This window comes from Devosia sp. Leaf64 (assembly GCF_001421945.1).
Lineage (GTDB): Bacteria > Pseudomonadota > Alphaproteobacteria > Rhizobiales > Devosiaceae > Devosia.
On record NZ_LMLO01000021.1, the window covers coordinates 532,916 to 554,630 of the forward strand.

The 21,715-nt window shown below is 61.2% G+C and carries 25 protein-coding genes and 2 tRNA genes; 14 read left to right on the plus strand and 13 right to left on the minus strand.

Annotation, left to right across the window (positions count from 1 at the left end):
• Position 1 precedes the first annotated feature (1 nt).
• Together ASE94_RS15465 and ASE94_RS15470 are read left to right on the plus strand one after the other, a co-directional pair.
• On the plus strand, positions 2–769 hold the full coding sequence (locus ASE94_RS15465; protein WP_062631139.1) for a DUF1365 family protein: 768 nt from the start codon (positions 2–4) through the stop codon (positions 767–769).
• 17 nt (positions 770–786) lie between these two features.
• Positions 787–2,022: a cyclopropane-fatty-acyl-phospholipid synthase family protein gene (locus tag ASE94_RS15470; RefSeq protein WP_082461240.1), complete on the plus strand. Its 1,236-nt coding sequence runs from the start codon at positions 787–789 to the stop codon at positions 2,020–2,022.
• Positions 2,023–2,177: 155 nt separating this feature from the next.
• Here ASE94_RS15470 and ASE94_RS15475 read toward each other — a convergent pair whose 3' ends face one another.
• The 4 genes from ASE94_RS15475 to ASE94_RS15490 form a co-directional block, all read right to left on the minus strand.
• Complete coding sequence (locus tag ASE94_RS15475) at positions 2,178–2,771, minus strand: N-acetyltransferase (protein ID WP_062631140.1); 594 nt, start codon at positions 2,769–2,771, stop codon at positions 2,178–2,180.
• 68 nt (positions 2,772–2,839) lie between these two features.
• Positions 2,840–3,589, minus strand: coding sequence for an SDR family NAD(P)-dependent oxidoreductase (locus ASE94_RS15480; protein WP_062631141.1), 750 nt, complete (start codon positions 3,587–3,589; stop codon positions 2,840–2,842).
• 2 nt (positions 3,590–3,591) lie between these two features.
• The gene (locus ASE94_RS15485; RefSeq protein WP_061906968.1) at positions 3,592–4,245 is read right to left on the minus strand and encodes a ChrR family anti-sigma-E factor; all 654 of its coding nucleotides are present in this window, start codon (positions 4,243–4,245) and stop codon (positions 3,592–3,594) included.
• Positions 4,242–4,841 carry a sigma-70 family RNA polymerase sigma factor gene (locus ASE94_RS15490; RefSeq protein ID WP_244484059.1) on the minus strand — a complete coding sequence of 200 codons (600 nt, stop codon included), beginning with the start codon at positions 4,839–4,841 and terminating at the stop codon, positions 4,242–4,244. Before ASE94_RS15490 ends, ASE94_RS15485 begins: the two co-directional genes overlap by 4 nt.
• A 128-nt stretch (positions 4,842–4,969) precedes the next feature.
• On the opposite strand from ASE94_RS15490, the gene ASE94_RS15495 reads away from it, so the two are divergent.
• The 4 genes from ASE94_RS15495 to ASE94_RS15510 are packed head-to-tail and all read left to right on the plus strand — an operon-like array spanning position 4,970 to position 8,835.
• Positions 4,970–5,923, plus strand: coding sequence for an ABC transporter substrate-binding protein (locus ASE94_RS15495; protein WP_062631143.1), 954 nt, complete (start codon positions 4,970–4,972; stop codon positions 5,921–5,923).
• A complete protein-coding gene (locus ASE94_RS15500) occupies positions 5,923–6,954 on the plus strand; it encodes an iron chelate uptake ABC transporter family permease subunit (RefSeq protein WP_062631144.1) in 1,032 nt (343 codons plus the stop codon). Before ASE94_RS15495 ends, ASE94_RS15500 begins: the two co-directional genes overlap by 1 nt.
• The gene (locus ASE94_RS15505; RefSeq protein ID WP_062631145.1) at positions 6,954–8,003 is read left to right on the plus strand and encodes an iron chelate uptake ABC transporter family permease subunit; all 1,050 of its coding nucleotides are present in this window, start codon (positions 6,954–6,956) and stop codon (positions 8,001–8,003) included. The genes ASE94_RS15500 and ASE94_RS15505 overlap by 1 nt, the downstream gene beginning before the upstream one ends.
• Before the next feature lie 13 nt (positions 8,004–8,016).
• A complete protein-coding gene (locus ASE94_RS15510) occupies positions 8,017–8,835 on the plus strand; it encodes an ABC transporter ATP-binding protein (RefSeq protein ID WP_062631371.1) in 819 nt (272 codons plus the stop codon).
• Positions 8,836–8,934: 99 nt separating this feature from the next.
• Here ASE94_RS15510 and ASE94_RS15515 read toward each other — a convergent pair whose 3' ends face one another.
• The gene (locus tag ASE94_RS15515; RefSeq protein ID WP_062631146.1) at positions 8,935–9,579 is read right to left on the minus strand and encodes an alpha/beta fold hydrolase; all 645 of its coding nucleotides are present in this window, start codon (positions 9,577–9,579) and stop codon (positions 8,935–8,937) included.
• Positions 9,580–9,738: 159 nt separating this feature from the next.
• Here ASE94_RS15515 and ASE94_RS15520 point away from each other — a divergent pair, with 159 nt between their 5' ends.
• A complete protein-coding gene (locus ASE94_RS15520) occupies positions 9,739–10,302 on the plus strand; it encodes an isochorismatase family protein (RefSeq protein ID WP_062631147.1) in 564 nt (187 codons plus the stop codon).
• Positions 10,299–11,291 (plus strand): helix-turn-helix domain-containing protein, encoded by a 993-nt coding sequence (locus ASE94_RS15525; protein WP_062631148.1) that lies wholly within the window; start codon positions 10,299–10,301, stop codon positions 11,289–11,291. The genes ASE94_RS15520 and ASE94_RS15525 overlap by 4 nt, the downstream gene beginning before the upstream one ends.
• On the opposite strand, the gene ASE94_RS15530 is transcribed toward ASE94_RS15525, so the two are convergent.
• Positions 11,283–11,885, minus strand: coding sequence for a TetR/AcrR family transcriptional regulator (locus tag ASE94_RS15530; protein WP_062631149.1), 603 nt, complete (start codon positions 11,883–11,885; stop codon positions 11,283–11,285). The two genes, ASE94_RS15525 and ASE94_RS15530, sit on opposite strands and share 9 nt — an antisense overlap.
• 82 nt (positions 11,886–11,967) lie before the next feature.
• On the opposite strand from ASE94_RS15530, the gene ASE94_RS15535 reads away from it, so the two are divergent.
• Positions 11,968–12,882, plus strand: a complete 915-nt coding sequence (locus ASE94_RS15535) for an oxidoreductase (protein ID WP_062631150.1) — start codon at positions 11,968–11,970, stop codon at positions 12,880–12,882.
• Positions 12,883–13,088: 206 nt separating this feature from the next.
• Here the strand turns inward: ASE94_RS15535 and ASE94_RS15540 are convergent, their stop codons facing one another.
• The 5 genes from ASE94_RS15540 to ASE94_RS15560 all read right to left on the minus strand — a co-directional run bounded on the left by ASE94_RS15540 (position 13,089) and on the right by ASE94_RS15560 (position 15,171).
• Positions 13,089–13,424 carry a hypothetical protein gene (locus tag ASE94_RS15540; RefSeq protein WP_062631151.1) on the minus strand — a complete coding sequence of 112 codons (336 nt, stop codon included), beginning with the start codon at positions 13,422–13,424 and terminating at the stop codon, positions 13,089–13,091.
• A 335-nt stretch (positions 13,425–13,759) separates the two neighbouring features.
• Positions 13,760–13,834 (minus strand) — tRNA-Glu (locus ASE94_RS15545).
• 58 nt (positions 13,835–13,892) lie between these two features.
• Positions 13,893–13,967 (minus strand) — tRNA-Glu (locus ASE94_RS15550).
• 91 nt (positions 13,968–14,058) lie between these two features.
• On the minus strand, positions 14,059–14,535 hold the full coding sequence (locus tag ASE94_RS15555) for a D-Ala-D-Ala carboxypeptidase family metallohydrolase (RefSeq protein ID WP_062631152.1): 477 nt from the start codon (positions 14,533–14,535) through the stop codon (positions 14,059–14,061).
• Between the two features lie 219 nt (positions 14,536–14,754).
• Positions 14,755–15,171 (minus strand): VOC family protein, encoded by a 417-nt coding sequence (locus ASE94_RS15560; protein ID WP_061906957.1) that lies wholly within the window; start codon positions 15,169–15,171, stop codon positions 14,755–14,757.
• A gap of 185 nt (positions 15,172–15,356) precedes the next feature.
• Between ASE94_RS15560 and ASE94_RS15565 the strand changes: the two genes are divergently transcribed.
• Both ASE94_RS15565 and ASE94_RS15570 read left to right on the plus strand, forming a co-directional pair.
• Positions 15,357–15,980: a cold-shock protein gene (locus ASE94_RS15565; RefSeq protein WP_082461242.1), complete on the plus strand. Its 624-nt coding sequence runs from the start codon at positions 15,357–15,359 to the stop codon at positions 15,978–15,980.
• Positions 15,981–16,031: 51 nt separating this feature from the next.
• The gene (locus ASE94_RS15570) at positions 16,032–16,481 is read left to right on the plus strand and encodes a DUF192 domain-containing protein (protein WP_062631153.1); all 450 of its coding nucleotides are present in this window, start codon (positions 16,032–16,034) and stop codon (positions 16,479–16,481) included.
• 3 nt (positions 16,482–16,484) lie between these two features.
• Here ASE94_RS15570 and ASE94_RS15575 read toward each other — a convergent pair whose 3' ends face one another.
• A complete protein-coding gene (locus tag ASE94_RS15575) occupies positions 16,485–17,174 on the minus strand; it encodes a hemolysin III family protein (protein ID WP_062631154.1) in 690 nt (229 codons plus the stop codon).
• Between the two features lie 160 nt (positions 17,175–17,334).
• Between ASE94_RS15575 and ASE94_RS15580 the strand changes: the two genes are divergently transcribed.
• Positions 17,335–17,808: a metalloregulator ArsR/SmtB family transcription factor gene (locus ASE94_RS15580; protein WP_062631155.1), complete on the plus strand. Its 474-nt coding sequence runs from the start codon at positions 17,335–17,337 to the stop codon at positions 17,806–17,808.
• 240 nt (positions 17,809–18,048) lie between these two features.
• On the opposite strand, the gene ASE94_RS15585 is transcribed toward ASE94_RS15580, so the two are convergent.
• Complete coding sequence (locus ASE94_RS15585; protein ID WP_062631156.1) at positions 18,049–18,798, minus strand: HAD hydrolase-like protein; 750 nt, start codon at positions 18,796–18,798, stop codon at positions 18,049–18,051.
• A gap of 388 nt (positions 18,799–19,186) precedes the next feature.
• Here ASE94_RS15585 and ASE94_RS15590 point away from each other — a divergent pair, with 388 nt between their 5' ends.
• Together ASE94_RS15590 and ASE94_RS15595 are read left to right on the plus strand one after the other, a co-directional pair.
• Positions 19,187–20,455 carry a nitrate/nitrite transporter gene (locus ASE94_RS15590; protein WP_062631157.1) on the plus strand — a complete coding sequence of 423 codons (1,269 nt, stop codon included), beginning with the start codon at positions 19,187–19,189 and terminating at the stop codon, positions 20,453–20,455.
• Complete coding sequence (locus ASE94_RS15595) at positions 20,452–21,705, plus strand: FAD-dependent oxidoreductase (RefSeq protein ID WP_082461243.1); 1,254 nt, start codon at positions 20,452–20,454, stop codon at positions 21,703–21,705. The genes ASE94_RS15590 and ASE94_RS15595 overlap by 4 nt, the downstream gene beginning before the upstream one ends.
• Positions 21,706–21,715 lie beyond the last annotated feature (10 nt).

Below are 21,715 nucleotides of genomic sequence, written 5' to 3' on the forward strand. Positions count from 1 at the left end.
GGTGGACACCGGCAGCGCAATCTATGTGGGAGACGTCGTCCATAAACGCGTCAGGCCCAAGCGCCATAGTCTCCGCTATCGCGTTTTCTCGCTTCTGGTCGATCTCGATCAGATCGAGGCAATGGACCGCAAGCTGCGCCTCTTCTCGTTTAATCGCTTCAACGCTGTTTCGCTGTTTTCGTCAGATTTTGGCCCTCGCGATGGCGCCGATATCGGCGATTTCGTCCGTCGCAAGGCGCAGGCTGCGGGCGTCGAAGGCATCGTGCGCATCCGCATGCTCGCTTATCCGCGCATCTTTGGTTACGCGTTTAACCCGATCACGGTCTACTTCTGCGAGAATGAAGCGGGCAAAACCGTCTTCATGCTGCACGAAGTATCCAATACGTTCGGCGAGCATCATTTTTACAGCGCGCCGGTGACGGAGGCCCATGGCAAGATCCGCCACGAAAACGCCAAGGCCTTCTACGTTTCGCCCTTCAATACGCTTGAGGGCAATTACCGTTTTGCCATTCGTCCGCCCGAGCAGGACGTCTTTGTGGGCATCACGCTGACGACGGACGAAGGTCCGTTATTGTCGGCCTATTTTGGTGGCGAGCGGCGGGAGATTACCGACAGGGAACTCTTCAAACTGCTGCTTGCATATCCGTTAATGACCGTTAAAATATTGCTAGGCATCCATTGGGAAGCGCTTCTGCTCTGGCTCAAAGGCGTGCCTCCGACGTTGAAATTGCGCAAATTGCATGCGCCGCGTCGGTCGGCATCGCGATAGTTGGATAGAGCGGCGCAATGAGTAAATCTGTAGTAGAACAATCGCGTACCGGCGTAACCCTGTGGACGCGCTTTGCTTCGCGCATCGTCGAGCGCATCGGCGTCGCCCTGATCGGCAATCCGAAATTTGGCGCCGTCACGGTTATTCTGCCCAATGGCCGCACGCGCACCATCGGCAATACCAAGACGGGCGAACACGCGGTCCTGCGCGTTAATAATTTCAAGGTCATCACCGAAGCCATGCGGCGCGGCACCGTTGGCTTTGCTGCTGCCTATATGAATGGCGATATCGAGGTCGATGATCTCACCGCGCTCTTCCGCTTCTTCCTGCAGAACCGCGATATGTTCGAAAGCGCCGGCAGCGGCTTCTTCCGACGCGCCGCGACCGATCTTCACTATCATATGTCGCGCCGCAACACGCTTGAAGGCTCGAAGAAGAACATTGCCGAACACTATGATCTCGGCAACGATTTCTATGGCCAATGGCTCGACCCCTCGATGACCTATTCCTCGGCCATCTTCCAATCCGGCGATCAAAGTCTCGAAGAAGCGCAGCGCGTCAAATATCGCCGCGTCGCCGATATGGCCGGCATCACGCCCGGTTCGTCCGTCCTCGAAATCGGCTGCGGCTGGGGCGGCTTTGCCGAGACGGTCGCCCGCGATTACCAGGCCAACCTGCGCGGCATTACCCTCTCCGCCGAGCAGCTCAAATACGGTCAGGAGCGCCTCTCGCGCCAGGGCCTCGACCAGTTCGCGACGCTCGTTTTCGAAGATTATCGTCACACCGAAGGCCAATTCGACCACATCGGCTCCATCGAAATGATCGAAGCCGTCGGCGAGGACAACTGGCCGAGCTACTTCCAGGCCATTCACGATCGCCTGAAACCGGGCGGCACGGCGGCTATCCAGGCCATCACCATCAGCGAGGCCGATTTCGACGCCTATCGCAGTGGGCCCGATTTCATTCAGCGCTATATCTTCCCCGGCGGCATGTTGCTGACCAAGACGGTCATGCGCGAATTCGGCGAAAAATATGGCCTCGTCCTCGAAGACGTTGAAAACTTCCGCCTGTCCTATGCCAAGACCCTAAAACTCTGGCGCGAGCGCTTCCTCGAACGCTGGCCCATGATCGCGCCGCTTGGCTATGACGAAGTCTTCAAGCGCAAGTGGGTCTACTACCTCAGCTATTGCGAAGCCGGTTTCACCGAAGGCTCCATCGACGTCGGCATCTACCAATACCGCCGCCCCGCGTAGGCGCCACTGAGACGTATCCCACATCCCGAGACGCTCGCCAAAGGCGAGCCTCAAAGGACGGGCGCGGCACTACATATCCACCCACCGCCCTGCACCTCCCCTTCCAAGGGAGGCCGGGAGGGGATGCCGAGAGCCACAATGCCTGAAACGGATCCCTAAAACAGTATTCCCATCCAGATCGCATCATCCCGCCGAAGCTCCTTGAGCCCAACGCGCTGGTAAAACCCGAACGCCCGCTCGTTCCGCAGCCCCAGTCCAAGATGCATCCCCCGCACACCCGCGGCCCGCAGCGAATCCATCTCCGTTTCGATCATCTTCCGGCCCCATCCACCCGACTGCACCTCTGGCAGCAGGTTGATGTGCATATGCGCCGGATAATCCGCCACGATTGCCGGGTCGCTCTTCGGCGGCGCCGTCAACTTATCGAGCACATTGCTATCGAGCTTCCCCCTCGGCTGCCGCCCCGCATACTGCTCCGCCAACTTCGGCCACCAATCCCGATCGAGCTGCGCCTCAAACGCATGCGTATCAGCCGCCCCGACGACATAACCCACGACCTTGCCCTCGTTCTCCAAAACGAACGCATGCTCAGGCGCAAAGAGAAGATAGGGCACGGACCACACGAGCCCCGGATAGTCCGGATCGGAATAAAGCGCCGAGGCATCCTGGCCCGTATCCGCCGTCAGCAGACAAATCTCAGACAGCGCCGCGCGATCGTCAGGGCGGGCAGGGCGGATTACTGGGGTCATGGTTTCCTCCTCAAAGACCTCAGTCTTCTACGCGGAGGATCAAAGCGCTGACAATCGCCAGCGCGCAATCACTTGGGCAGCAGGTTCTTCATCAGCGAGAAGAAAATCGGATAGGGCAGGAAGCGGATGGTCTTCATCAGCCAAACCATGCGCTTGGGAAACGCAATCTCGAACCGGTCCGACTTCGTCAGTCCATCAACGATCCGCTTCGCCGCATCGTCGGTTTCCATCAGGAACGGCATCGGGAAATCGTTCTTGTCCGTCAGTTCCGATTTGACGAAGCCCGGCGCTACCATCCGCACCTTGATATTGTCCGGGGCAAGTTCGGTCCGCATGGTCTCGAGCAGATTGATAAGCCCCGCCTTCGTCGACGAATAAGCTGCCGAGCGCGGTAGGCCGAAATAGCCCGCGACAGAAGCGATCACGGCAAAATGCCCACCACCCTGTTTGCGCATCTGCTCGATCATCGGCTGCGCAATGCGCAACACCCCGAGATAGTTGGTATCGACGGTCTTTAAAAACTCGTCGAACCCATAATTGCCGGCATCCATCGGCTGCCATGCCGCCGCGCCGAAGAGAAACAGGTCGATCCGCCCCAGTTCGCTGGCGACCCGGTGCACCATCGCCTCGACCGCATCCTTATCCGTCACATCGAGCGGATAAGGCCTAATCTTGGGATTGCCGCCAGCCACCGCCGCCAGTTTGTCCTCGCGACGGCCCGAAATGGCCACGGTCCAACCCTCGGCGGCAAGTTTCTTGGTCACCGCAGCGCCAATGCCCGATCCACCACCGATAATCCAAGCGACACCCGGCTGCATGGTCAGATCCCGAACAGTGGTTGCAGGGCGCGCATGATCCGCCCCTGGAAAGTCAGCTTGGCATCGACCGCAACGAGGCAGATGCAATCTTCGCCCGGCTCTGCAATCGGCTGGTGCTCGACGTCCTCGTCATGGTCGGCAATATCGCCCACAGCAAAAACCCCGAACCGGTCCCGATAGGCGCCCTGCAAGATAAGCGTCAGCTCCTGCCCGCCATGGCCGTGCTCCGGCACGGGGCGGCCCGCCGCCACACGCAAAAGCATCAGCCGCGATTTTCCGTCCCGACCCCAGCCAAGATCGGCCGTGGCCACACCCGGACCCGTCCAGCGCCATTTGACGCTCTTGAGGCCCTTCGGCAAATACCTGCGCAAGGGCAGGGGCACATCGTCGGCCGTCGCCTTGTCATCCCGCGATGAAACCTCGATCCGGTCATCACCCAACCGGCTCATCAACCGCGTCAGCGCGCCATCCGACAGCGCTGCCGGTTGCTCATCGGCCAACAAGGCGCCGCCAATGACATTGATATGCCGCACCGTTTCGCGCCCGCCCTCTGACATAGCCAGATGCGTCGCGATCACAGCGGCATAAGGCTCGTCGAGCGTGCCCGCACTGAAGGCCATCAGGGTTGCAATATCGGGGTGGTGTGTAACCGTCATTGTAAATCCTCCAGCATGGGCCGGAGCCGTTCGTAAGCAAGTCTAAGTCTGGATTTGACAGTGCCGAGCGGGATCCCGATCCGCTCTGCAATCTGCGCGTGGGGGAGGTCGTAGAGGAAGCTGAGCCGCACCACTTCCTGCTGTTCAGCCGAGAGCGTTTTCAGCGCATCCGTCACCCGTGCGATGACCTGCTGCTGCTCAACCATCACGCTGCCATTGGGCTCGGCGCTTTCGATGGTAACGGTTTCAAGGTCTTCGTATGGCTTGTTCGATTGCCGCCTGAATTGGTCGATGCGCAGATTACGCGCGATCGTAAAAATCCAGGTCGAGGCCGCGCCCCTGTCCGTCGAATAAAGATGCGCCTTCCGCCAAACGGCGAGAAACGTCTCCTGCACCATGTCCTCGGCAATGGCGTCGCTGGCGCCGAGCTTGAGCATCATGGCTTTGACACGTGTGCCGAGAAGCGAAAACAATTGCGCCAGCGCCTCCCTGTCCCGATCCTGCGCAATGCGCAGCAGCAGGGTTTCAGGGTCGGCGGTTTGCGGTATTCCGGAATGAGATCCGGTTCTGCTGTCGGACATGGTTATCGAATACATCGGCCGCGCCATCCTTGTCAGCTTGATTACGCCGCGCGCAAAGTCTTGGATCAGCGGTTTAAAACTTGACTTGACCGATCAGTTTAAGCGTTGCAGAAAACCCTGACTTTTTGAGGAAGGTTAGGCCAATGCTGTTTCGCCCCATCGCCCTGGCGTCTCTCATGGTTCTCGCGCTCTCCAGCGCCGCGCACGCCGAGCCCTGGACCTATACCGATGGCACGGGCCAGAGCGTTACGCTCGACGCCGTCCCCCAGCGCATCATCGCGAGCCAGGACGCTGCCGCCGGCCTCATTCCGCTAGGCATCCGCCCGGTCGGCATCTACGCCGATAGCCCCGTGGACGCCGCCAAAGCGCTTGAAGGCCTTGATCTCACGGGCATCGAAATCATCGGCCAGGCCTGGGGCGAAGTGGATATCGAAAAGGCCGCCGCCCTCGAACCCGATCTCGTCCTCGTCGAATGGTGGGACCGCAACAGCACTTGGTCCGGCGGCGAAGACGTCGTCGCAACTCTGAGCCAGCTAGCCCCGATCACCGGCGTCTCGGCTGGCGATTCCATCGTGGGCATGATCGAGGACTACGAAACCCTGGCCCAAAGTCTTGGCGCCGATCTGTCCGCTCCCGCCATCGCCGAAAACAAGGCTGCCTTCGAAACCGCCCTCGCCGACTTCAAAACCGCCATCGAGGCCAAGCCCGGTCTGACCGCGCTCGCTGTTTATGCCGGTGACGACGCTCTCTATGTCGCCGATCCCGCTGGCGCCGCCGAGCTGCTCGATATGCAGTCCTGGGGTCTCACCATCGTTAAACCCGAAGGCGTCGATGCCGCCGGCAACAATTATTTCGAGACAGTCAGCTGGGAAAATGCCGATCGCTACCCGGCCGATCTCATCCTCGTCGACAATCGCGCCGAAAGCACCCTCGCCACCGCGCTGGCCCAGCCCACCTGGACGCTGATGAAAGCTGCCGAAGCCGGTCAGGTCGCCGAGTGGCCTGCCTTCTGGCTGCGCAATTACAAGGCCTATGCCGGCGCCCTTACCGATCTCACCGCCGCCATCAATGCCGCCGACCCGGACCTGACACCCTGATGGCGGCATCCGTCGTTGAAGCACGCGCCAGCCGGGCCGCCGCGCTCGGCCTTGGCCTCCTGCTGCTCGCCGCCGCCCTCATCGCCGTCATTCTCCTCTCCATGGCCACCGGCGCCCGCGCCATTCCGGTGGACATGGTCTGGTCCGCGCTGACCGCCTTCGATCCCAATTCCACCGAACATCGCATCGTCTGGGATTTGCGGCTCCCGCGTACCCTTGTCGGCGTCCTCGTCGGCATCGCCCTTGGCCTCTCCGGCGCCGTCCTTCAGGGCGCGACGCGCAATCCCCTGGCCGATCCATCCATTCTCGGCATCAATTCCGGCGCCGCGCTCTTCGTCGTCCTCGGCGTTTCCGTCTTCGGCATCACCCAACTCAGCCTCTATGTCTGGCTCGCCTTCATCGGCGCCGGCGTTGCCATGCTCGTGGTCTATTCCGTCGCCTCCCTCGGCCGCGAGGGCGCAACGCCCATCAAGCTCGCGCTGGCTGGCGCCGCCATGACCGCCATCATGCTCGCCGTCATCAATGCTATCCTCCTCACCAGCCCGCGCACCCTTGATGAAGTCCGCTTCTGGCAGGTCGGCTCGCTCGCCGGCCGCTCCATGGAGATCGCGCTTCAGGTCAGTCCCTTCATCGCCATTGGTGCCGTCCTCGCCCTCTTGAGCGCGCGCCTTCTCGATGGTCTCAGCATGGGCGATGATGTCGCCCGCGCCCTTGGCCAACGCATCGGCCTGTCCCGAGCTCTTGCTGGTCTTGCTGCCGTTATTCTCGCCGGTGCCGCTGTTGCCGCCGCCGGACCCATCGCCTTTGTCGGCCTCACAGTCCCTCACGTCGCTCGCGCCATCACCGGCCCCGGTTATCGATGGATTCTGCCCTATTCCATGCTGATGGCGCCCATCCTGTTGCTCGGCGCCGACATCATTGGCCGCGTCATCGCCCCACCGGGTGAAGTCCAAGTCGGCATCGTCACCGCCTTTATCGGCGCGCCATTCTTCATCGCGCTCGTTCGCCGCCGTAAACTGGCTGCCCTCTGATGACTCTGGTCCAAGCCACAACCATCGCTGCCGTCCGCCGCGCCCGCCAGAACCACGCCACCCGTGTCACCCTCGGCCTCCTCGCCGCGCTGCTCGTCGCCGCCATCGCTGCCATGCTCCTCGGCGATTTCCCCGTCCCGCCCGAAACGGTTCTCCAGTCGCTGTTCTCCCCACTGACCGGCATCAGCAATAAGGGCGTCGATTTCATCGTCCTCCAGGTCCGCCTGCCGCGCCTAATCCTGGCGCTGCTTTCCGGCGCCGCCTTTGGCCTCTCCGGAATCATTTTCCAAACGCTTTTGCGTAACCCTTTGGCCAGCCCCGACATTATCGGCATCGCTCATGGCGCTAGCGCCGCCGCCGTCTTCTGCATTATCGTCCTCGGCTGGGGCGGTCTTTCGGTCTCGCTCGGCGCCTTTGCTGGCGCCATTCTCACCGCCGTGGCCATCTATCTCCTTGCCTGGCGCAATGGCGTTACCGCCTATCGTGTCGTCCTCATTGGCATCGGCGCCGCCGCCATGCTCAGCGCCATCATCTCCTATCTCTTCACCCGCGCCCGCCTCAACGAGGTGCAACAGGCCATGGCCTGGCTCGTCGGCAGCCTCAACGCCGCCCAGCCCGCGGACTCGATCGTCCTCGCCATCACCATGGTCGTCATTCTGCCCATGCTCTTCGTCCTTGTCCGCGGTCTCGATGGCCTCGAACTCGGCGACGACACCGCCCATGCCCTCGGCACCCATGTCGAGCGCACCCGCCTCGGCCTCATGCTGGTCGCCGTCGCGCTCGCCGCCTTCGCCACCGCCGCAGTCGGCCCCGTCGGTTTCGTCGCGTTCGTCTCCGGCCCTATCGCCCGTCGCCTCATGGGTGGGGCAGGGCGCGGCTTCCCCCAAGCCGCCCTCGTCGGCGCGCTCGTCATGCTGATGTCCGATCTCGTCGCCCAGCACGCGTTCCCCAGCACGCAATTGCCCACAGGCGTCGTTACCGGTGCCTTCGGCGCCACATTCCTCCTCTGGCTCTTGGTCGTCTCCGGCCGCTCAGGGCGCGTCAACTGAAATGGAGTCCCACATGCGCAACCACCAGCTCATGGCCGCCGGTCTCCACCTCGGCTATGCCGATCGTGAGATCGTCGCCGATCTCAACCTCACCATTCCATCCGGCAAGCTCACCGTCATCGTCGGCGCCAATGCCTGCGGCAAGTCCACCCTTCTCCGCGGCCTCGCCCGTCTTCTCGCGCCGAGCAAGGGCGCCGTCTATCTCGATGGCAAGCCCATCCACCAGATGCCGACCCGCGAAGTCGCCACCCTCCTTGGCGTCCTCCCCCAGTCCCCCATAGCCCCCGATGCCATTACCGTCGCCGATCTCGTTGGCCGCGGCCGCTATCCGCATCAGGGCTGGTTCCGTCGCTGGACCCCCGAAGACGATGCCGCCGTCGCCGAAGCCCTCGGCGCGACCGATATGGCCGATCTCGCCTCCCGCCCAGTCGATGAACTTTCAGGCGGCCAGCGCCAACGCGTCTGGATCGCCATGGCCCTCGCCCAGGAGACCGATCTGCTCCTCCTCGACGAACCCACGACCTTTCTCGACATCAACCACCAGGTCGAAGTCCTCGATCTCCTCACCGATCTCGTCAAATCCCGCGGCCGCACCGTTGTCGTCGTCCTCCACGACCTCAACCTCGCCTGCCGCTACGCCGACCACATCGTCGCCATGAAATCGGGAAAAATCATCGCCGAAGGCAAGCCCGTCGACGTCATGACCGAAAAAGTCGTCCACGACGTCTTCAACATGTCCTCCCGCATCGTCCTCGATCCCGTTTCCAACACCCCCATGATCGTCCCCATCGGCCGGCATCATGTGGAAGCAGCCCAGGATGTTACGGGCTAAACCAGTAGCCCTCTTATTCTTCTCCCCCTCGGGGAGAAGGTGGCGCAACGCTCACCGAATTCGCGTTTGCTAATTCGGTTGGGATGAGGGGGGCTGAAGCTACTCCCTCAGCCCCTTCACCCACTCCGCCACACCCCTCGCCACGCTCCCCATATGATCCGCCGCTGAAAACCCGGAAACCGACTTCCGCGGCTTCAAATCATGATCCCCATCCTCAAGCCACATCACCTTGATCGCCGGTGACAGCGCATAGCCGCCGACCTCTTCCTGCGTCCCCAACGCATCCCGCGTCCCCTGACAAACCAGCGTCGGCACCTGCAAATCCTGGAGATGAGCCACCCGCAACTGCTCCGGCTTCCCCGAGGGATGAAACGGATACCCCAGGCACAACAGCCCCGCGATCCGCCCCGCCGCGAAAGCCTCCGCCGCAATCATGCTTGCCACGCGCCCACCCATCGACTTCCCGCCGATGATCAAACTGCCATTGGTCGGCCCCAGATCCTCGATCGCCGCCACATAATCTGCCATCACCTTCTCGGCCTTCGGCGGCGGTTTGGCGCCCTCGCCGGTGCGCCGCGCCGCCATATAGGGAAACTCGAACCGCGCCACCCGCAGCCCCTCATCCGCCAGAAGCCCGGCCAGCGTGTTCATCCAGTCCGAATCCATGGGCGCCCCGGCCCCATGCGCCAGCAACACCGTCACCCGCGCATCGTTAGGCCCGTCGAATATGAAATCTGTGCTCATGCCCACACTCCACCACGCCAAGCCCCGCTTGTCACCTCTCGGCGCCGCCTGAGTAATCCGATGTCTTTTTCTGTCCGCAACAAGTCCGGAACATGCCTCGTGCAGCTATCTGGCTTAGCTAGACTGGACTCATCACCCAAACTACCATGATGGCCGAAAATGACCGACACCGCCTTGCTCGTTATCGATGCTCAGGAAAGCTTCCGCCAGCGCCCCAGCTGGCAGGAGATCGATAGCCCAACCTACCTCAAAAACCAGCAGGCCCTGATCGACGGCGCCGTCGCCCGCGGCTGGAAGATTGTCCGCGTCCTCCATGCCGAGCCAGAAGGCCTCTTCTCGCTCGCCTCCGGCTTCGTCACCCCGATCAGCGCTCTCCGTCTCGAAAAGCCCGACCTCGACATCGTCAAATGGCGCCATTCCGCCTTTGTCGGCACCCAGCTCGAAGTCTTTCTCACCGAAAACGGCATCCGCCGCTTGGTCATTTCCGGCATCCGCACCGAGCAATGCTGCGAAACCACCACCCGCCACGGCTCCGACCTCGGCTGGCAGGTCGATTATGTCACCGAAGCCACCCACACCATGCCCCTGACCGACGCCACCGGCAAAACCTGGACGGTCGACGACATCAAGGCCCGCACCGCCGCCGTTCTCGATGGCCGCTTCGCCCGCGTCTACACCATCGCCGAAGCCCTCGATGGCCCCACAAGGATCGCAGCCGAATGACCAAAAGCCCGCGCCGCATCCCGACCTATGTCGTTCTCCCGGCGCGGACGCTTCTCCTCGACGTTGCCGGCCCGCTCGAGGCTCTCCGTTACGCCAACAAATTCCAGCAAGAGATCCAGTTCGATGTCCGCTATATCGGACCCTTGCCGGAGCTAACCACGTCCATTGGTCTCCGCCTCTCCGGCATCGAACCACTCCCAGAGACCATCGAGCCCGACGCCATGATCATCCTCTCGGGCCACACCGAGGATCCCATGGACGCCGGCCACCCCGCCGAGCCCACCGATACGGGCACCCAGCAAATCATCGCCTGGCTCCAGAAATCCGTGACTCCGCAAACGCGCCTCGTCTCCATCTGCTCGGGCGCCTTGCTCGCGGGCCGGGCAGGGCTCCTCGACGGCATCTCCTGCACCACGCATTTTTCCGATTGCGCCGAACTCGCCGCCGCTGCACCCGCCGCGCGCGTCCTCGAAAATCGCCTCTATGTCGAAGATGGCAACCGTTATTCCAGCGCTGGCATCACCGCTGGCATCGATCTGATGCTCCACATCATCGGCCGCATCACCGATCCGGCAACAGCCGCCGCCGTCGCGCGCTCGCTCGTCGTCTATCTCCGCCGCGCCGGCACCGATCCGCAGCTTTCCCCCTGGCTCGAAGGCCGCAATCACATCCATCCGGCCATCCACCGCGTCCAGGACGCCATGACCGTCGACCCAGCGCGCGACTGGTCCCTCGAAACCCTAGCGGCCATCGCCATAGCAAGCCCCCGTCACCTCAGCCGGCTCTTCAACGAACACACCGGCATGAGCCTGCCCGATTATCTCAACAAGCTCCGCGTCGCGCTCGCCCAGCAATTGCTCACCGAAACCCGCCTCGACATGGAAAACATCGCCGAACGCGTCGGCTTCAGCTCCAGCCGCCAACTCCGCCGCGCCTGGAGCCGCGTCAGCCGCACCCCGCCAAGTGCCGCAAGGCGGGCGTCAAGCTGAAACCACCGCCCCCAGCGCCACAAACGTCTCCTCCGCCACCTCCGCCAATTCCCGCGTGCCGCCCTCCCGGCTCCACGCATCGAGCGAAAGCCGCGTCACACTGATGCAGAGCATGGCGAGAATGCGCAAATCCATCTCCGCCCGCTCGGGCCAGACTTCCCGCATCGCCGCGAACACCACGCTTTCGTCGGCAATATAGCTCGCGCGTTTGCGCGCCTGCACCACTTCGCTCGAGCGCATCATCCGGTCGATCACCAGCAGTTCCGCCGCCGGGTAGCGCCGCGATATCTCCAGCATCCGCGTCTTCATCGCCGCCAGCGGCTCCTCCGCGCCCGAACAATCCCGCGCAGCATCCGACAGCGCCTCGCCTAGCCCCGATTGCAGCGAGAGCAGAATTTCGTCCTTGGATTTGAAATAGTGAAAGAACGTCCGCCGCGAAATCCCGGCCTCTGCCGCAATATCGTCGAGCGTCGACGCCTCATAACCTTTGGCCGCAAAGAGTTTTAGCCCCGCATCGACGATCCGCTGCCGCGTCTCCCGGCGCTTGCGCTCCCGCACGCCTTCCGTCTCGTCGCTGCCGTCCAAATTTTCCACTGGGATCACTCTTGTAAAAATATGCACTCAGTGCAATATAAATTATGCACCGAGTGCAATTTTAAAGCGAGGGCTTTCCATCATGTCCAAATGGACCACGTCTGACATTCCTTCTCAAGCCGGCCGCCTGGCCGTCGTCACCGGCACGGGTGGCCTCGGCTACGAAACGGCCTTGGCTTTGGCAAGGGCAGGGGCCGAGGTTGTCGTTGCCGGCCGCAATGCCGAGAAGGGCAATCAGGCGATCCATTCGATCCTCGCCGAAGTCCCGAAAGCCAAAGTCCACTTCGAAGCCCTCGATCTCGCCGATCTCTCGACCGTCACCCGCTTTGCCGAGCGCCTGGCCGAGGGACACGATCGCCTGGATATCCTCGTCAACAACGCCGGCGTCATGGTCCCGCCCAAGCGCGAAACCACCAAGGACGGCTTCGAACTCCAGTTCGGCACCAATTATCTTGGCCACTACGCGCTGACCGCCCGCCTCTTGCCGCTGCTGCGCCGCGGGCAGGGCGCGCGCGTTGTTTCGCTCTCGAGCGTCGCTGCCCGCGCCGGCCGGATCGACCTTACCGATCTCCAATTGGAAGAGAACTACGTGGCCATGACGGCTTATAGCCAGTCCAAGCTCGCCTGTCTGATGTTCGCTTTCGAGCTGCAACGCCAAAGTGCCGCCCATGGCTGGAACGTGACCAGCCTTGCCGCCCATCCCGGCGTCTCGCGCACCGATCTTCTGCACAACGCCCCCGGCCGCTTCAGCCCCATGGGCGTCGCCCGCTCCTTGGGCTGGTTCCTCTTCCAACCCGCCTGGCAAGGCGCTTTGCCCACCCTCTACGCTGCCACAGATCCAAACGCCCAACCCGGCGCCTATTACGGCCCCCACGCCCTCAGCGAAACCCGCGGTTATCCCGTCCCCGCCAAGGTTCCCGAAGCCGCCAACGACACGACCGTCTCAAAGCAACTTTGGGACGCGTCCGCCAAACTCGCCAATGTGCAGTGGGCTTGAAAATAAAGGAAAGCGGCAAGGCGCTGTCCTAACGGCCAGCCCCAACTGAATTCACGTTTGCGAATACGGTGACATCTTCCCCTCGAGGGGGGGGCGGGAGGGTGTGCCGGCCGCCGAGACTATATACGACCATCCCCACCCACCGCGCTTCCCGAGGGCCAATGCGGGAGTCACAAATGTTTCAGCATGGGCAAGTGACCCTCGGGTCAAGCCCGAGGGAAGGCCGTGTGCGATCCTAAAGCTTCTCTCTCCCGCCAATCCTTCACCGCCGCTGAAACCGCATCCCCCAGCTCCCGCGTCAAATTCCGGCTCCGAAACGGCGACGTGCTCCCTAGCGCCGCGGGCGCACTATAATGAATGTCGTAAGCCAGCCGCCCGATATAATCCCGCCCAAGCGTCTCGAACTGCCCGCACTCCTCGGCACTCAGCCTAATCAGCACCGAATAATCAAAGAAGCTATGACTGCAATGCGCATCGAGATAGAGCGCCCCCTCATGCTCGAGCAAAAACCAGGCATAGGGCTCGTGGTCCAAAACCTTCATAGGCGCTCCATAGGGCAGAGGGCACCCCAGTCCAGGGCATGAGAATAGCCACACAATGACCAAGCGCGGTCCACTTTATTATCCTCACCAACGCTCACCAACGCTCACCAACCCGCCCCGCCCACAGCGTCATTCCCGCGAAAGCGGGAATCTCTCCTACCATGCATGGGATTCAGCTTTCCCGAGAAGGCCTCCGTGACGAGGCACGCGCGCTGCCAACAAAAACCTCAGTCAAAACAACGCGAAAAACCGCGTCGCCTCGTAAGCGCCACGGCACAACCACGCGCACCAAAAGCCGCGCCGGCTCAAAACCCAAAAATACAAAAGATTTTGCTTGGTACGCCCTAGGGGAATCGAACCCCTCTTTGGACCGTGAGAGGGTCCCGTCCTAACCGATAGACGAAGGGCGCCTAAAGCTGTTTGAGCGCCTGAGCCAACCTGCTTTCCCAACCAAAAGTGGGAGAAGCGTGGTACGCCCTAGGGGAATCGAACCCCTCTCTGCACCGTGAAAGGGTGCCGTCCTAACCGATAGACGAAGGGCGCGCTCAACGCTGGGTGTCGTATAGAGGGAGCTTTTTCCGGACGCAACCCCCTTGTTGGAGATTTCAAACTTTTTTCAAAAAGGACAAAGTTATCAACAGCCTGAGAAGGTGACTGGTCGATTGTAGCCGCGCGGCCTGTCGCGCACATCGACATGGATGAAGCTCCGGCCTGGATAGCAGCCGAGCCCGCCGACGCCATTCGTGCGCATGGCGAATTCGATCAGCCGGGCTTTGTCGACGCCGGGAATATAGAAGTCGGCGGCCATGCATTTCATATGGAAGGAGTTGTCCGTCCCCCCGGCAGCCGAGTTGTGATAGGCGTCGCGATAGCCCGATTGCATCACGACCTTCTTGCCAAACTGGCCCTCGAATTCCCAGATCAGCAGCCGCAGTTTCGGGCTGAGGCAAAATGCATTGACGCTCTTGGAGGTGACATAGGTCCCCCAGTCCGATCTCAACCCCGAATAGCCGGAGCCGCTGCTTGAAGCGAACATGGCCATGGGCACGCATGCGGCAAGCGCGGATACGATGGTTATGAGAGCGAGGATGGAGCGCAGAAAACGGGGCATAGCGACTTTCCCGATGGGCCCGTGTGGCGCATCTGCCACAGAAAAGGGGCTGGACGGTGTAGTCGCTAAAATTAGAAGAGTTTCGCTAACCGCCCGCTAAGCAGCACGGTTAGCAGTTTCTTACTACTCCCAAAGCGCGAAGGTCGCTCCGTCGCGCAGCAACACCTCTCCCTCTGGGGGAGAGGTCGCCGCGGAGCTGCGGGTGAGGGGCCTAACCCCCTACCACTTGCCTGTATTCGCCATAGAAGCCCAAGGCTCCTGCGGCGGCAGCGTCCCATCCTGAATCAGCTCAACCGAAATCCCGTCCGGCGAGCGCACGAAGGCCATATGCCCATCGCGCGGTGGCCGGTTGATCACGACGCCCATGTCCGAAAGATGCTGGCATAGCGCATAGATATCCTTCACCCGATAGGCAAGGTGACCGAAATTGCGCCCTCCCGTATATTCCTCCGGGTCCCAGTTATAGGTCAGCTCCACTTCGCCGCCTTCGTCACCCGGTGCGCGAAGGAAAATCAGCGTGAAGCGGCCTTTTTCGTTTTCGGTGCGGCGCACCTCTTCAAGCCCCAGGCCTTCGCAGTAGAATTTGAGGCTTTCCTCGACATTGGTGACGCGCACCATGGTGTGCAGATATTTCATAACTAGCCTCCTTTTTAGTGTCCGGTCATTGGCCTAGCAATGCAAGCAAGCCCTCGCAACCGCGCCGGTTGCAACAGAGGACAACTATTTCGCAACACCTTCTTAACTTTTGAGCCTGAATCGGACAGAGTGGTCCTATTGTCGGAGTACCCGTTGTCACGGGAGTTGCGGAAAAGGCGTAGGTCATGGGGGCCAATCTTAACGGCGCAGGTGGGAATCCCACGGATCCATCGCAGGAGTCCGGATCGGACCAGCGCGAAACCGTGCCTACACACGCAGATGACGCAAATCTCGATACGATCGAGATTTCTGGCACCATCAAGTGGTTCGATGCCGGCAAGGGGTTTGGTTTTATCATCCCTGATGATGGCAAGGCCGATGTTCTCCTCCACGTTACCTGCCTCCGCCGCGATGGCTACCAGACAGCTTACGAAGGCGCGCGCATCGTCGTCGAGGCGCTCAATCGTCCAGGTGGCCTTCAGGCTTTCCGCATCGTCTCCATGGATGATTCGACCGCCCGCCATCCCGCCCAGATGCCGAGCCCGCGCACGCATGTCGTGGTGGAACCCAGTTCGGCCATGGTTCGCCTGGAGGTGAAGTGGTTCAACCGCATTCGCGGTTTCGGCTTCCTCTCGGCGGGTGAGGGCGCGCCCGATATTTTCGTCCACATGGAAACGCTGCGCCGTTTCGGCATCACTGAACTGCGCCCGGGCCAATATGTTCTCGTGCGCTACGGCAATGGCCCAAAAGGCCTTATGGTCGCCGAAATCCGCCCCGATGGTTGGGGCGACGCGCCATCGTCGCACTAAGTGCGTTCGGGCTGTCTCAATGTTAACGGACTGCTAACGAAAGCACCTTCGATGCTGCACCAATTCAAGGCACTTGCTGCCGCCGCTGCCATGCTCGCCGTCAGCCTGCCGGCCCTCGCTTTTGCCGACGATAGCCAATTGGTTATCCACTCCAAAAACGGCGATCACGCTTTTACGGTTGAGGTCGTCGATACCGCCGAAACCCGCGCCCGCGGCCTGATGTATCGTCAGGAACTCGGCGATGATGCGGGCATGCTCTTCGACTTTTTCGAAGAGCGTTCGGTCTCATTCTGGATGCGTAACACCTTCATACCGCTCGATATGTTGTTCATCGCGAGCGACGGCACGATCCGCAATATCCACATTAATGCCCGCCCGCAGGACCCAACCTCCATCCCTTCGGATGGTCCGGTGCAGTTCGTTCTGGAAATCCCGGGCGGCCGCAGCAAAGAGCTCGGTATCGTCGCGGGCGATAAGGTCACCCACGACCGCATCGACTGAGTTTTAGAGTCTGTGGATGACCATGCAGTCGAGCACCGCCCAAAGGTGGAGGCTCGCGCCTGCCACCACGAATACATGCCATAAGGCGTTCTGAAACTTCAGCTTTTCCCACAGGTGAAAGCCGATACCGGCCGAATAGGTGACCCCTCCGGCCAGCAACAACCACAGCGTCGAAGGCGGCAATTCCTCGGCCAGCCGCTGAAACACCAGAATGCCGCTCCACCCGATCGCAAGATAAAGCAGGATCGCCAGCCGCCCAAAACGCTGCGGTACGATCAGCTTCAGCGCCACCCCGATCAGCGATGCGCCCCAGACAAGGCTCATCATGATGGCGCCCGCCCGCGTTCCGCCAATCACGGCGAGAAACGGCGTGTAAGTCCCAGCGATAAAAAGGAAAATCGCAGCTTGGTCAAAGCGCGCCAGATGCATTTTGATCGGCGAAACCGGCCAGACATTGTAAGCGAGCGACACGCCCAGCACCGCAACCAACGTTGCTACGTAGACTACCAGCGCCGGAAACGCCTCAGGCGCCGTATGCATCAGCGCAAGGGTAAGCAGGATCGAACCCGCTGCGACCGCGCCCACAAGCCCGAGAACATGGACCACCGCATCGACCACCACCTCAGCCATGCTGAACGGTCTTTGCTCGCGACTCCACCAGGAATAGGTGGGGTTCTGGTCCTGCGACACCATGTGGCGATCCTCCTTGGGCTAAACTGACGCTTGAGGCATGACCACAATCTTATACGCGGGTGGCAATCCCGTGGCATGCTGAACGCTGGTTGAACGTTTCTGGTGAACAAATGGTGCCATAACTTGACGTGTAACACCCTTGTTACATAGGGCTCGGCGCATGAGCAAAAGATCGAAGCCGCCCATCGCCCTTTATTCAGCCCTGGCCGACACCACGCGCTGCCGGATTCTTGAGATTCTCAAGGTCGCGCCCACGCCGGTCCATGTGCTGACCGAGGCTTTTTCGATCAGTCGCCCCGCCATTTCGCGCCATCTGCGCGTGCTCAAATCCGCCGGTCTCGTCGCCGAGGTCAAAAAAGGCCGCGAAAACGTTTATGCCTTCCGGCCAGCGAAATTGACCGCCGCAAAAGGCTGGCTGGATCTCATCGCAACTCCCGCCGAGGCAGAAACTCCAAAAGTCGAGCCGGAAGCCGTAGAAGTGATCATCGCAAAGCCCGCCGAAGCGGCAAAAGCCAAGGCAACTCCGGCCCAAACCCGTAAAGCGAAAGCCAAGCCTATCTTCAAAGATGAGAAGCAGGTGGAAGCCTCAGCCGCTCCCGCACCCTCCATCAGCCAAATGGGTTTTGATTTCTAGTTTGCGGTGAGTGGATAACGCCTGCCGGACCGGTCCTGTTTGTCCCGAATAGGCTAAATCTGTCCACGATCGTCACCACCCGGCTCGTCCGGGTGGTCCATCCGTCAGTGCGATGGATTGCCCGGACAAGCCGGGCAATGATGGCAGCAATGGGTGGGTGTACCCTGATAGCTACAGGTCGGCATCATAAAAGCCTTTTGTAGACCATCGAAGCAAAGACTTGGCGCCGCAGCGCCAATCTCACGCAGTAGCCACTGCAAGCGGGTAGGGCGCCCGCACTGGTCCATAAAGATGCGTATCAAAGAGGTCGGACGTCAGCCGATCGAGATCATGCGCTGACCAGGCAATCTGCAATTGTGGGCAATCGCCGTCCATGGCCCGCAGCGCCGCACGCGCGCCCAGAGCCACTGGCACGATCGCACGCGACAGATTGGCAGAAGCGGAAAGCGCTGCATCCACATCCTTGCGCTGATCGCCAACATACCAGACGACGTCGCGCGCCCGCAGACCGCGCCCGACATTGCCGAGCGCCGCCTGAATGGAATCAGGCCAAGGCTTGCCGCGCGCCACGTCCTCGCGGAACACGCAGGTCGTAAAATACTTCCTGAGATCAAAGGCTTCGAGCACGTCGTGACCATAGCCACGACCAAGCCCATTGCTCACGAGGCCCAGAATGACCCCATTCTCATGGAGGCGTTCCAGAACCCTCCGCATCGTTTCGCACGGCACCAGCATCTGATCGACAGACTTGCGACGTACCCGATGAATCGCACGATGCACGAGCAGTTTTGGCATCTTGCATGGCGTTGTCTGTTGGCGCCGCATCAGGCGGAACCGCGCAACAAGCCTTGCGGCACGGTGCGAGCAATCGTCCAAAAACTCGAGCGCCTGCAAGACGCGCGGGTTAATATGGTTCACCAGAGTGCCGTCGAGATCGAACAGCACAATGGTCGGTGGCGTCTGATTTGAATCCAGTGTCGCATCCCCCATTTGCCCCGAGTTTGCCGTATTTTAACCATCGGAGCAACCCGCTTGGGGAAAATCGAGTTGGCCCTGTGCGTTATCCGCCCGCGCCTCCTGCAATTCGCATTCAATATGTGCAGGCTCCAAATTTGGGCAAAAAATATGCGAATGATGCCCAATTAGGCGATTGGTCGCCAAAGTCGATAAAATCTGGAATCAACTAAATAGTTGCGCCATAAAGTCTTTTGCCGCGAAATCCGGCTGGCACACTAAATGCATTACCTGTGGTGAAACGCTCTCAGGAGCGATTGAACCGGTGTCCAACGATGGGTGCCACAGGCAAGGCTGCCAATAGAAGCGATCGGAACATCCGGTCGGCTCTGTTGGCGGCCTTTTTGTTTTAGGGGTGAAAGGCATGACAAACATGCAGTCGACTTCCTCAGCGCAATCGAAACGCGTGCTGACTATGTCCACGGTGGCATTCACCGTGTGCTTTGCCGTCTGGACGATTTTTTCCATTATCGGCGTGCAGTTGAAGGACCAGCTTGGGCTCAGCGAAACCCAGTTCGGCCTCCTGATCGGTACCCCGGTGCTCACGGGCTCGCTAGTCCGCGTCCTCCTCGGGGTGCTTACCGATCGCATGGGCGGCCGCATCGTCTATGTCATCACCATGCTCGCCGCGGCACTGGCGACCTTCCTACTCACCTTCGCCCAAACCTATGAGCAGTTCCTCATAGCCGCGCTTGGCGTCGGTCTCGCGGGCGGCTCCTTCGCAGTCGGCGTCGCCTATGTGTCCCGCTTCTATGCCGCCGGTAAGCAGGGCACGGCCCTCGGGATTTTTGGCGTCGGCAATGTCGGATCGTCCGTCACCAAATTCCTCGCTCCCTTCGTCATGCTTGCTTGGGGCTGGCAGTCGGTCGCGCTCATCTGGGCCGCTGCGCTCGTGGTGATCGCTGTCGTTTTCTGGTTCACCACCGAAGACGATCCGATCATAGTCAAGCGCCGCACCGAATCCTACACCCCCAAGAGCCTCCTTAGCGAATTCGAGCCGCTGCGCAATCTTCAGGTCTGGCGCTTCGCCCTCTATTACTTCTTCGCCTTCGGCGCCTTCGTCGCGCTCACCCTGTGGTTGCCGCGCTACCTGATCGGCGTCTATGGCTTTGACATCAAGACAGCCGGCATGATCGCCGCCTTCTACTCGGTTCCCGCCAGCGTTTTCCGTGCTTATGGTGGCACGCTTTCAGACCGCATCGGCGCCCGCACCGTGCTTTATTGGACCTTCGGCGTCTCGCTGCTGATGACCGCGATTTTGGCTCTGCCGACATCCGATTTCGTCGTCGCCGGCATCAACGGCCCCGTGCCGCTGCACTTCGAGTTGAGCCCCTGGGCATTCGTTGGCTTGGTCTTCGTCCTCGGCTTTTTCATGAGCCTCGGCAAGGCCGCAGTTTATAAGCACATCCCGGCCTATTATCCTCAGAACGTGGGCGCCGTCGGTGGTCTCGTCGGCATGATCGGTGGCCTCGGTGGCTTTGTCCTGCCGCTGCTCTTTGGCTATCTCAACGATGTCACTGGTATCTGGTCGAGCTGCTTTATTGCGCTCTTCGTGCTGGTCGCCGTCGCATTCCTCTGGATGCACATGACCGTCCGGCGCATTGAGCGCCAGCCGGTCGGGCAGCCCGCATGAGCGGTAGGCAAAAACTCGTCGTGGTCGGGGCCGGCATGGCCTCCGGCCGCGCCCTCGAACATCTTTTCGCCGAGGCGCCAGGCCGCTACGACGTCACCCTTTTCGGCGCCGAGCCGCGCGGCAATTACAACCGGCTGATGCTCTCTCCTGTTCTTGCCGGCGAAAAGAGCTTTGAGGACATCATTACCCACAGTGCCGCCTGGTACGCTTCGCACGGCGTCACCACCCACATCGGCGAACACGTCACCGCCATAGATCGCCACCGAAAGGTGGTGATTTCGCGCAGCGGCGAAACGCCATACGATACGCTTGTCGTCGCTACAGGTTCGGCCCCTTTTGTCCTGCCCGTCGCCGGCAAGGACCTCCCCGGCGTGCTGGCTTTCCGCGATTTTGACGATGTGCAGAATATGATCGCGGTCGCTTCCATGCCCGGCTCGCGCGTCGTCGTCATCGGCGGCGGTCTCCTCGGCTTAGAAGCCGCCGCCGCTCTCCGCTTGCGCGGCATGGGCGTCACAGTGCTCCATGCCGCCGACCATCTAATGAACCGCCAACTCGATCCCGTTGCCGGGGCCATGCTGCAAAAGGCCTTCGAGGACCGCGGCATCGAAGTTCTCTGCAAAGCCCAAACTCAAGCGATAATCGGCCACGATCGTGCCGAAGCTGTCGTGCTTGAAGATGGCCGGCTCTGCCCGGCCGATATTGTCGTCATGGCCGTCGGCATTCGCCCCGAAACGCGCCTCGCGACCGACGCGGGCATCCATGTCGAGCGCGGCATCGTCGTCGACGATCAGATGCGCACGTCTGACCCGCACATCCTCGCTCTCGGCGAATGCGTAGAGCACGATGGCATATGCTACGGCCTCGTCGCCCCGCTTTACGATATGGCTGCTGTCCTCGCCAAGACGCTCGCAGATCAGCCTGCCGCATTTCGTCCCTTGCCGACGGCGACCCAACTCAAAGTCACCGGCATTTCGGTTTTTTCGGCCGGCGATTTCGAAACGCGCGACGGGCAGGAAGACATCGTGCTTCGCGACGAGGAAGATGGCATCTACAAGCGCCTTATCCTTCGCGATGATCGCATCGTCGGTACCGTGCTCTATGGCGAAACCACCGACGGTCCCTGGTTTTTCGACCTGCTCCGCGATTCTGCCGCGACGAGCGATATGCGCGGCACGCTCATCTTCGGCGCGGCCTTTCAAGGCAGCGCCCCGATAGATCCCTATGGCGGACGGTGCAGCGTTGCGGGCTGATCCGCGCCGC

Coding starts and splice junctions, on each gene's coding strand:
- ASE94_RS15470 (WP_082461240.1), top strand. CDS start 787: ATGAGTAAATCTGTAGTAGAACAATCGCGTACCGGCGTAACCCTGTGG.
- ASE94_RS15475 (WP_062631140.1), bottom strand. CDS start 2,771: ATGACCCCAGTAATCCGCCCTGCCCGCCCTGACGATCGCGCGGCGCTG.
- ASE94_RS15480 (WP_062631141.1), bottom strand. CDS start 3,589: ATGCAGCCGGGTGTCGCTTGGATTATCGGTGGTGGATCGGGCATTGGC.
- ASE94_RS15485 (WP_061906968.1), bottom strand. CDS start 4,245: ATGACGGTTACACACCACCCCGATATTGCAACCCTGATGGCCTTCAGT.
- ASE94_RS15490 (WP_244484059.1), bottom strand. CDS start 4,841: ATGTATTCGATAACCATGTCCGACAGCAGAACCGGATCTCATTCCGGA.
- ASE94_RS15495 (WP_062631143.1), top strand. CDS start 4,970: ATGCTGTTTCGCCCCATCGCCCTGGCGTCTCTCATGGTTCTCGCGCTC.
- ASE94_RS15500 (WP_062631144.1), top strand. CDS start 5,923: ATGGCGGCATCCGTCGTTGAAGCACGCGCCAGCCGGGCCGCCGCGCTC.
- ASE94_RS15505 (WP_062631145.1), top strand. CDS start 6,954: ATGACTCTGGTCCAAGCCACAACCATCGCTGCCGTCCGCCGCGCCCGC.
- ASE94_RS15510 (WP_062631371.1), top strand. CDS start 8,017: ATGCGCAACCACCAGCTCATGGCCGCCGGTCTCCACCTCGGCTATGCC.
- ASE94_RS15515 (WP_062631146.1), bottom strand. CDS start 9,579: ATGAGCACAGATTTCATATTCGACGGGCCTAACGATGCGCGGGTGACG.
- ASE94_RS15520 (WP_062631147.1), top strand. CDS start 9,739: ATGACCGACACCGCCTTGCTCGTTATCGATGCTCAGGAAAGCTTCCGC.
- ASE94_RS15525 (WP_062631148.1), top strand. CDS start 10,299: ATGACCAAAAGCCCGCGCCGCATCCCGACCTATGTCGTTCTCCCGGCG.
- ASE94_RS15535 (WP_062631150.1), top strand. CDS start 11,968: ATGTCCAAATGGACCACGTCTGACATTCCTTCTCAAGCCGGCCGCCTG.
- ASE94_RS15540 (WP_062631151.1), bottom strand. CDS start 13,424: ATGAAGGTTTTGGACCACGAGCCCTATGCCTGGTTTTTGCTCGAGCAT.
- ASE94_RS15555 (WP_062631152.1), bottom strand. CDS start 14,535: ATGCCCCGTTTTCTGCGCTCCATCCTCGCTCTCATAACCATCGTATCC.
- ASE94_RS15560 (WP_061906957.1), bottom strand. CDS start 15,171: ATGAAATATCTGCACACCATGGTGCGCGTCACCAATGTCGAGGAAAGC.
- ASE94_RS15565 (WP_082461242.1), top strand. CDS start 15,357: ATGGGGGCCAATCTTAACGGCGCAGGTGGGAATCCCACGGATCCATCG.
- ASE94_RS15570 (WP_062631153.1), top strand. CDS start 16,032: ATGCTGCACCAATTCAAGGCACTTGCTGCCGCCGCTGCCATGCTCGCC.
- ASE94_RS15575 (WP_062631154.1), bottom strand. CDS start 17,174: ATGGTGTCGCAGGACCAGAACCCCACCTATTCCTGGTGGAGTCGCGAG.
- ASE94_RS15580 (WP_062631155.1), top strand. CDS start 17,335: ATGAGCAAAAGATCGAAGCCGCCCATCGCCCTTTATTCAGCCCTGGCC.
- ASE94_RS15585 (WP_062631156.1), bottom strand. CDS start 18,798: ATGGGGGATGCGACACTGGATTCAAATCAGACGCCACCGACCATTGTG.
- ASE94_RS15590 (WP_062631157.1), top strand. CDS start 19,187: ATGACAAACATGCAGTCGACTTCCTCAGCGCAATCGAAACGCGTGCTG.
- ASE94_RS15595 (WP_082461243.1), top strand. CDS start 20,452: ATGAGCGGTAGGCAAAAACTCGTCGTGGTCGGGGCCGGCATGGCCTCC.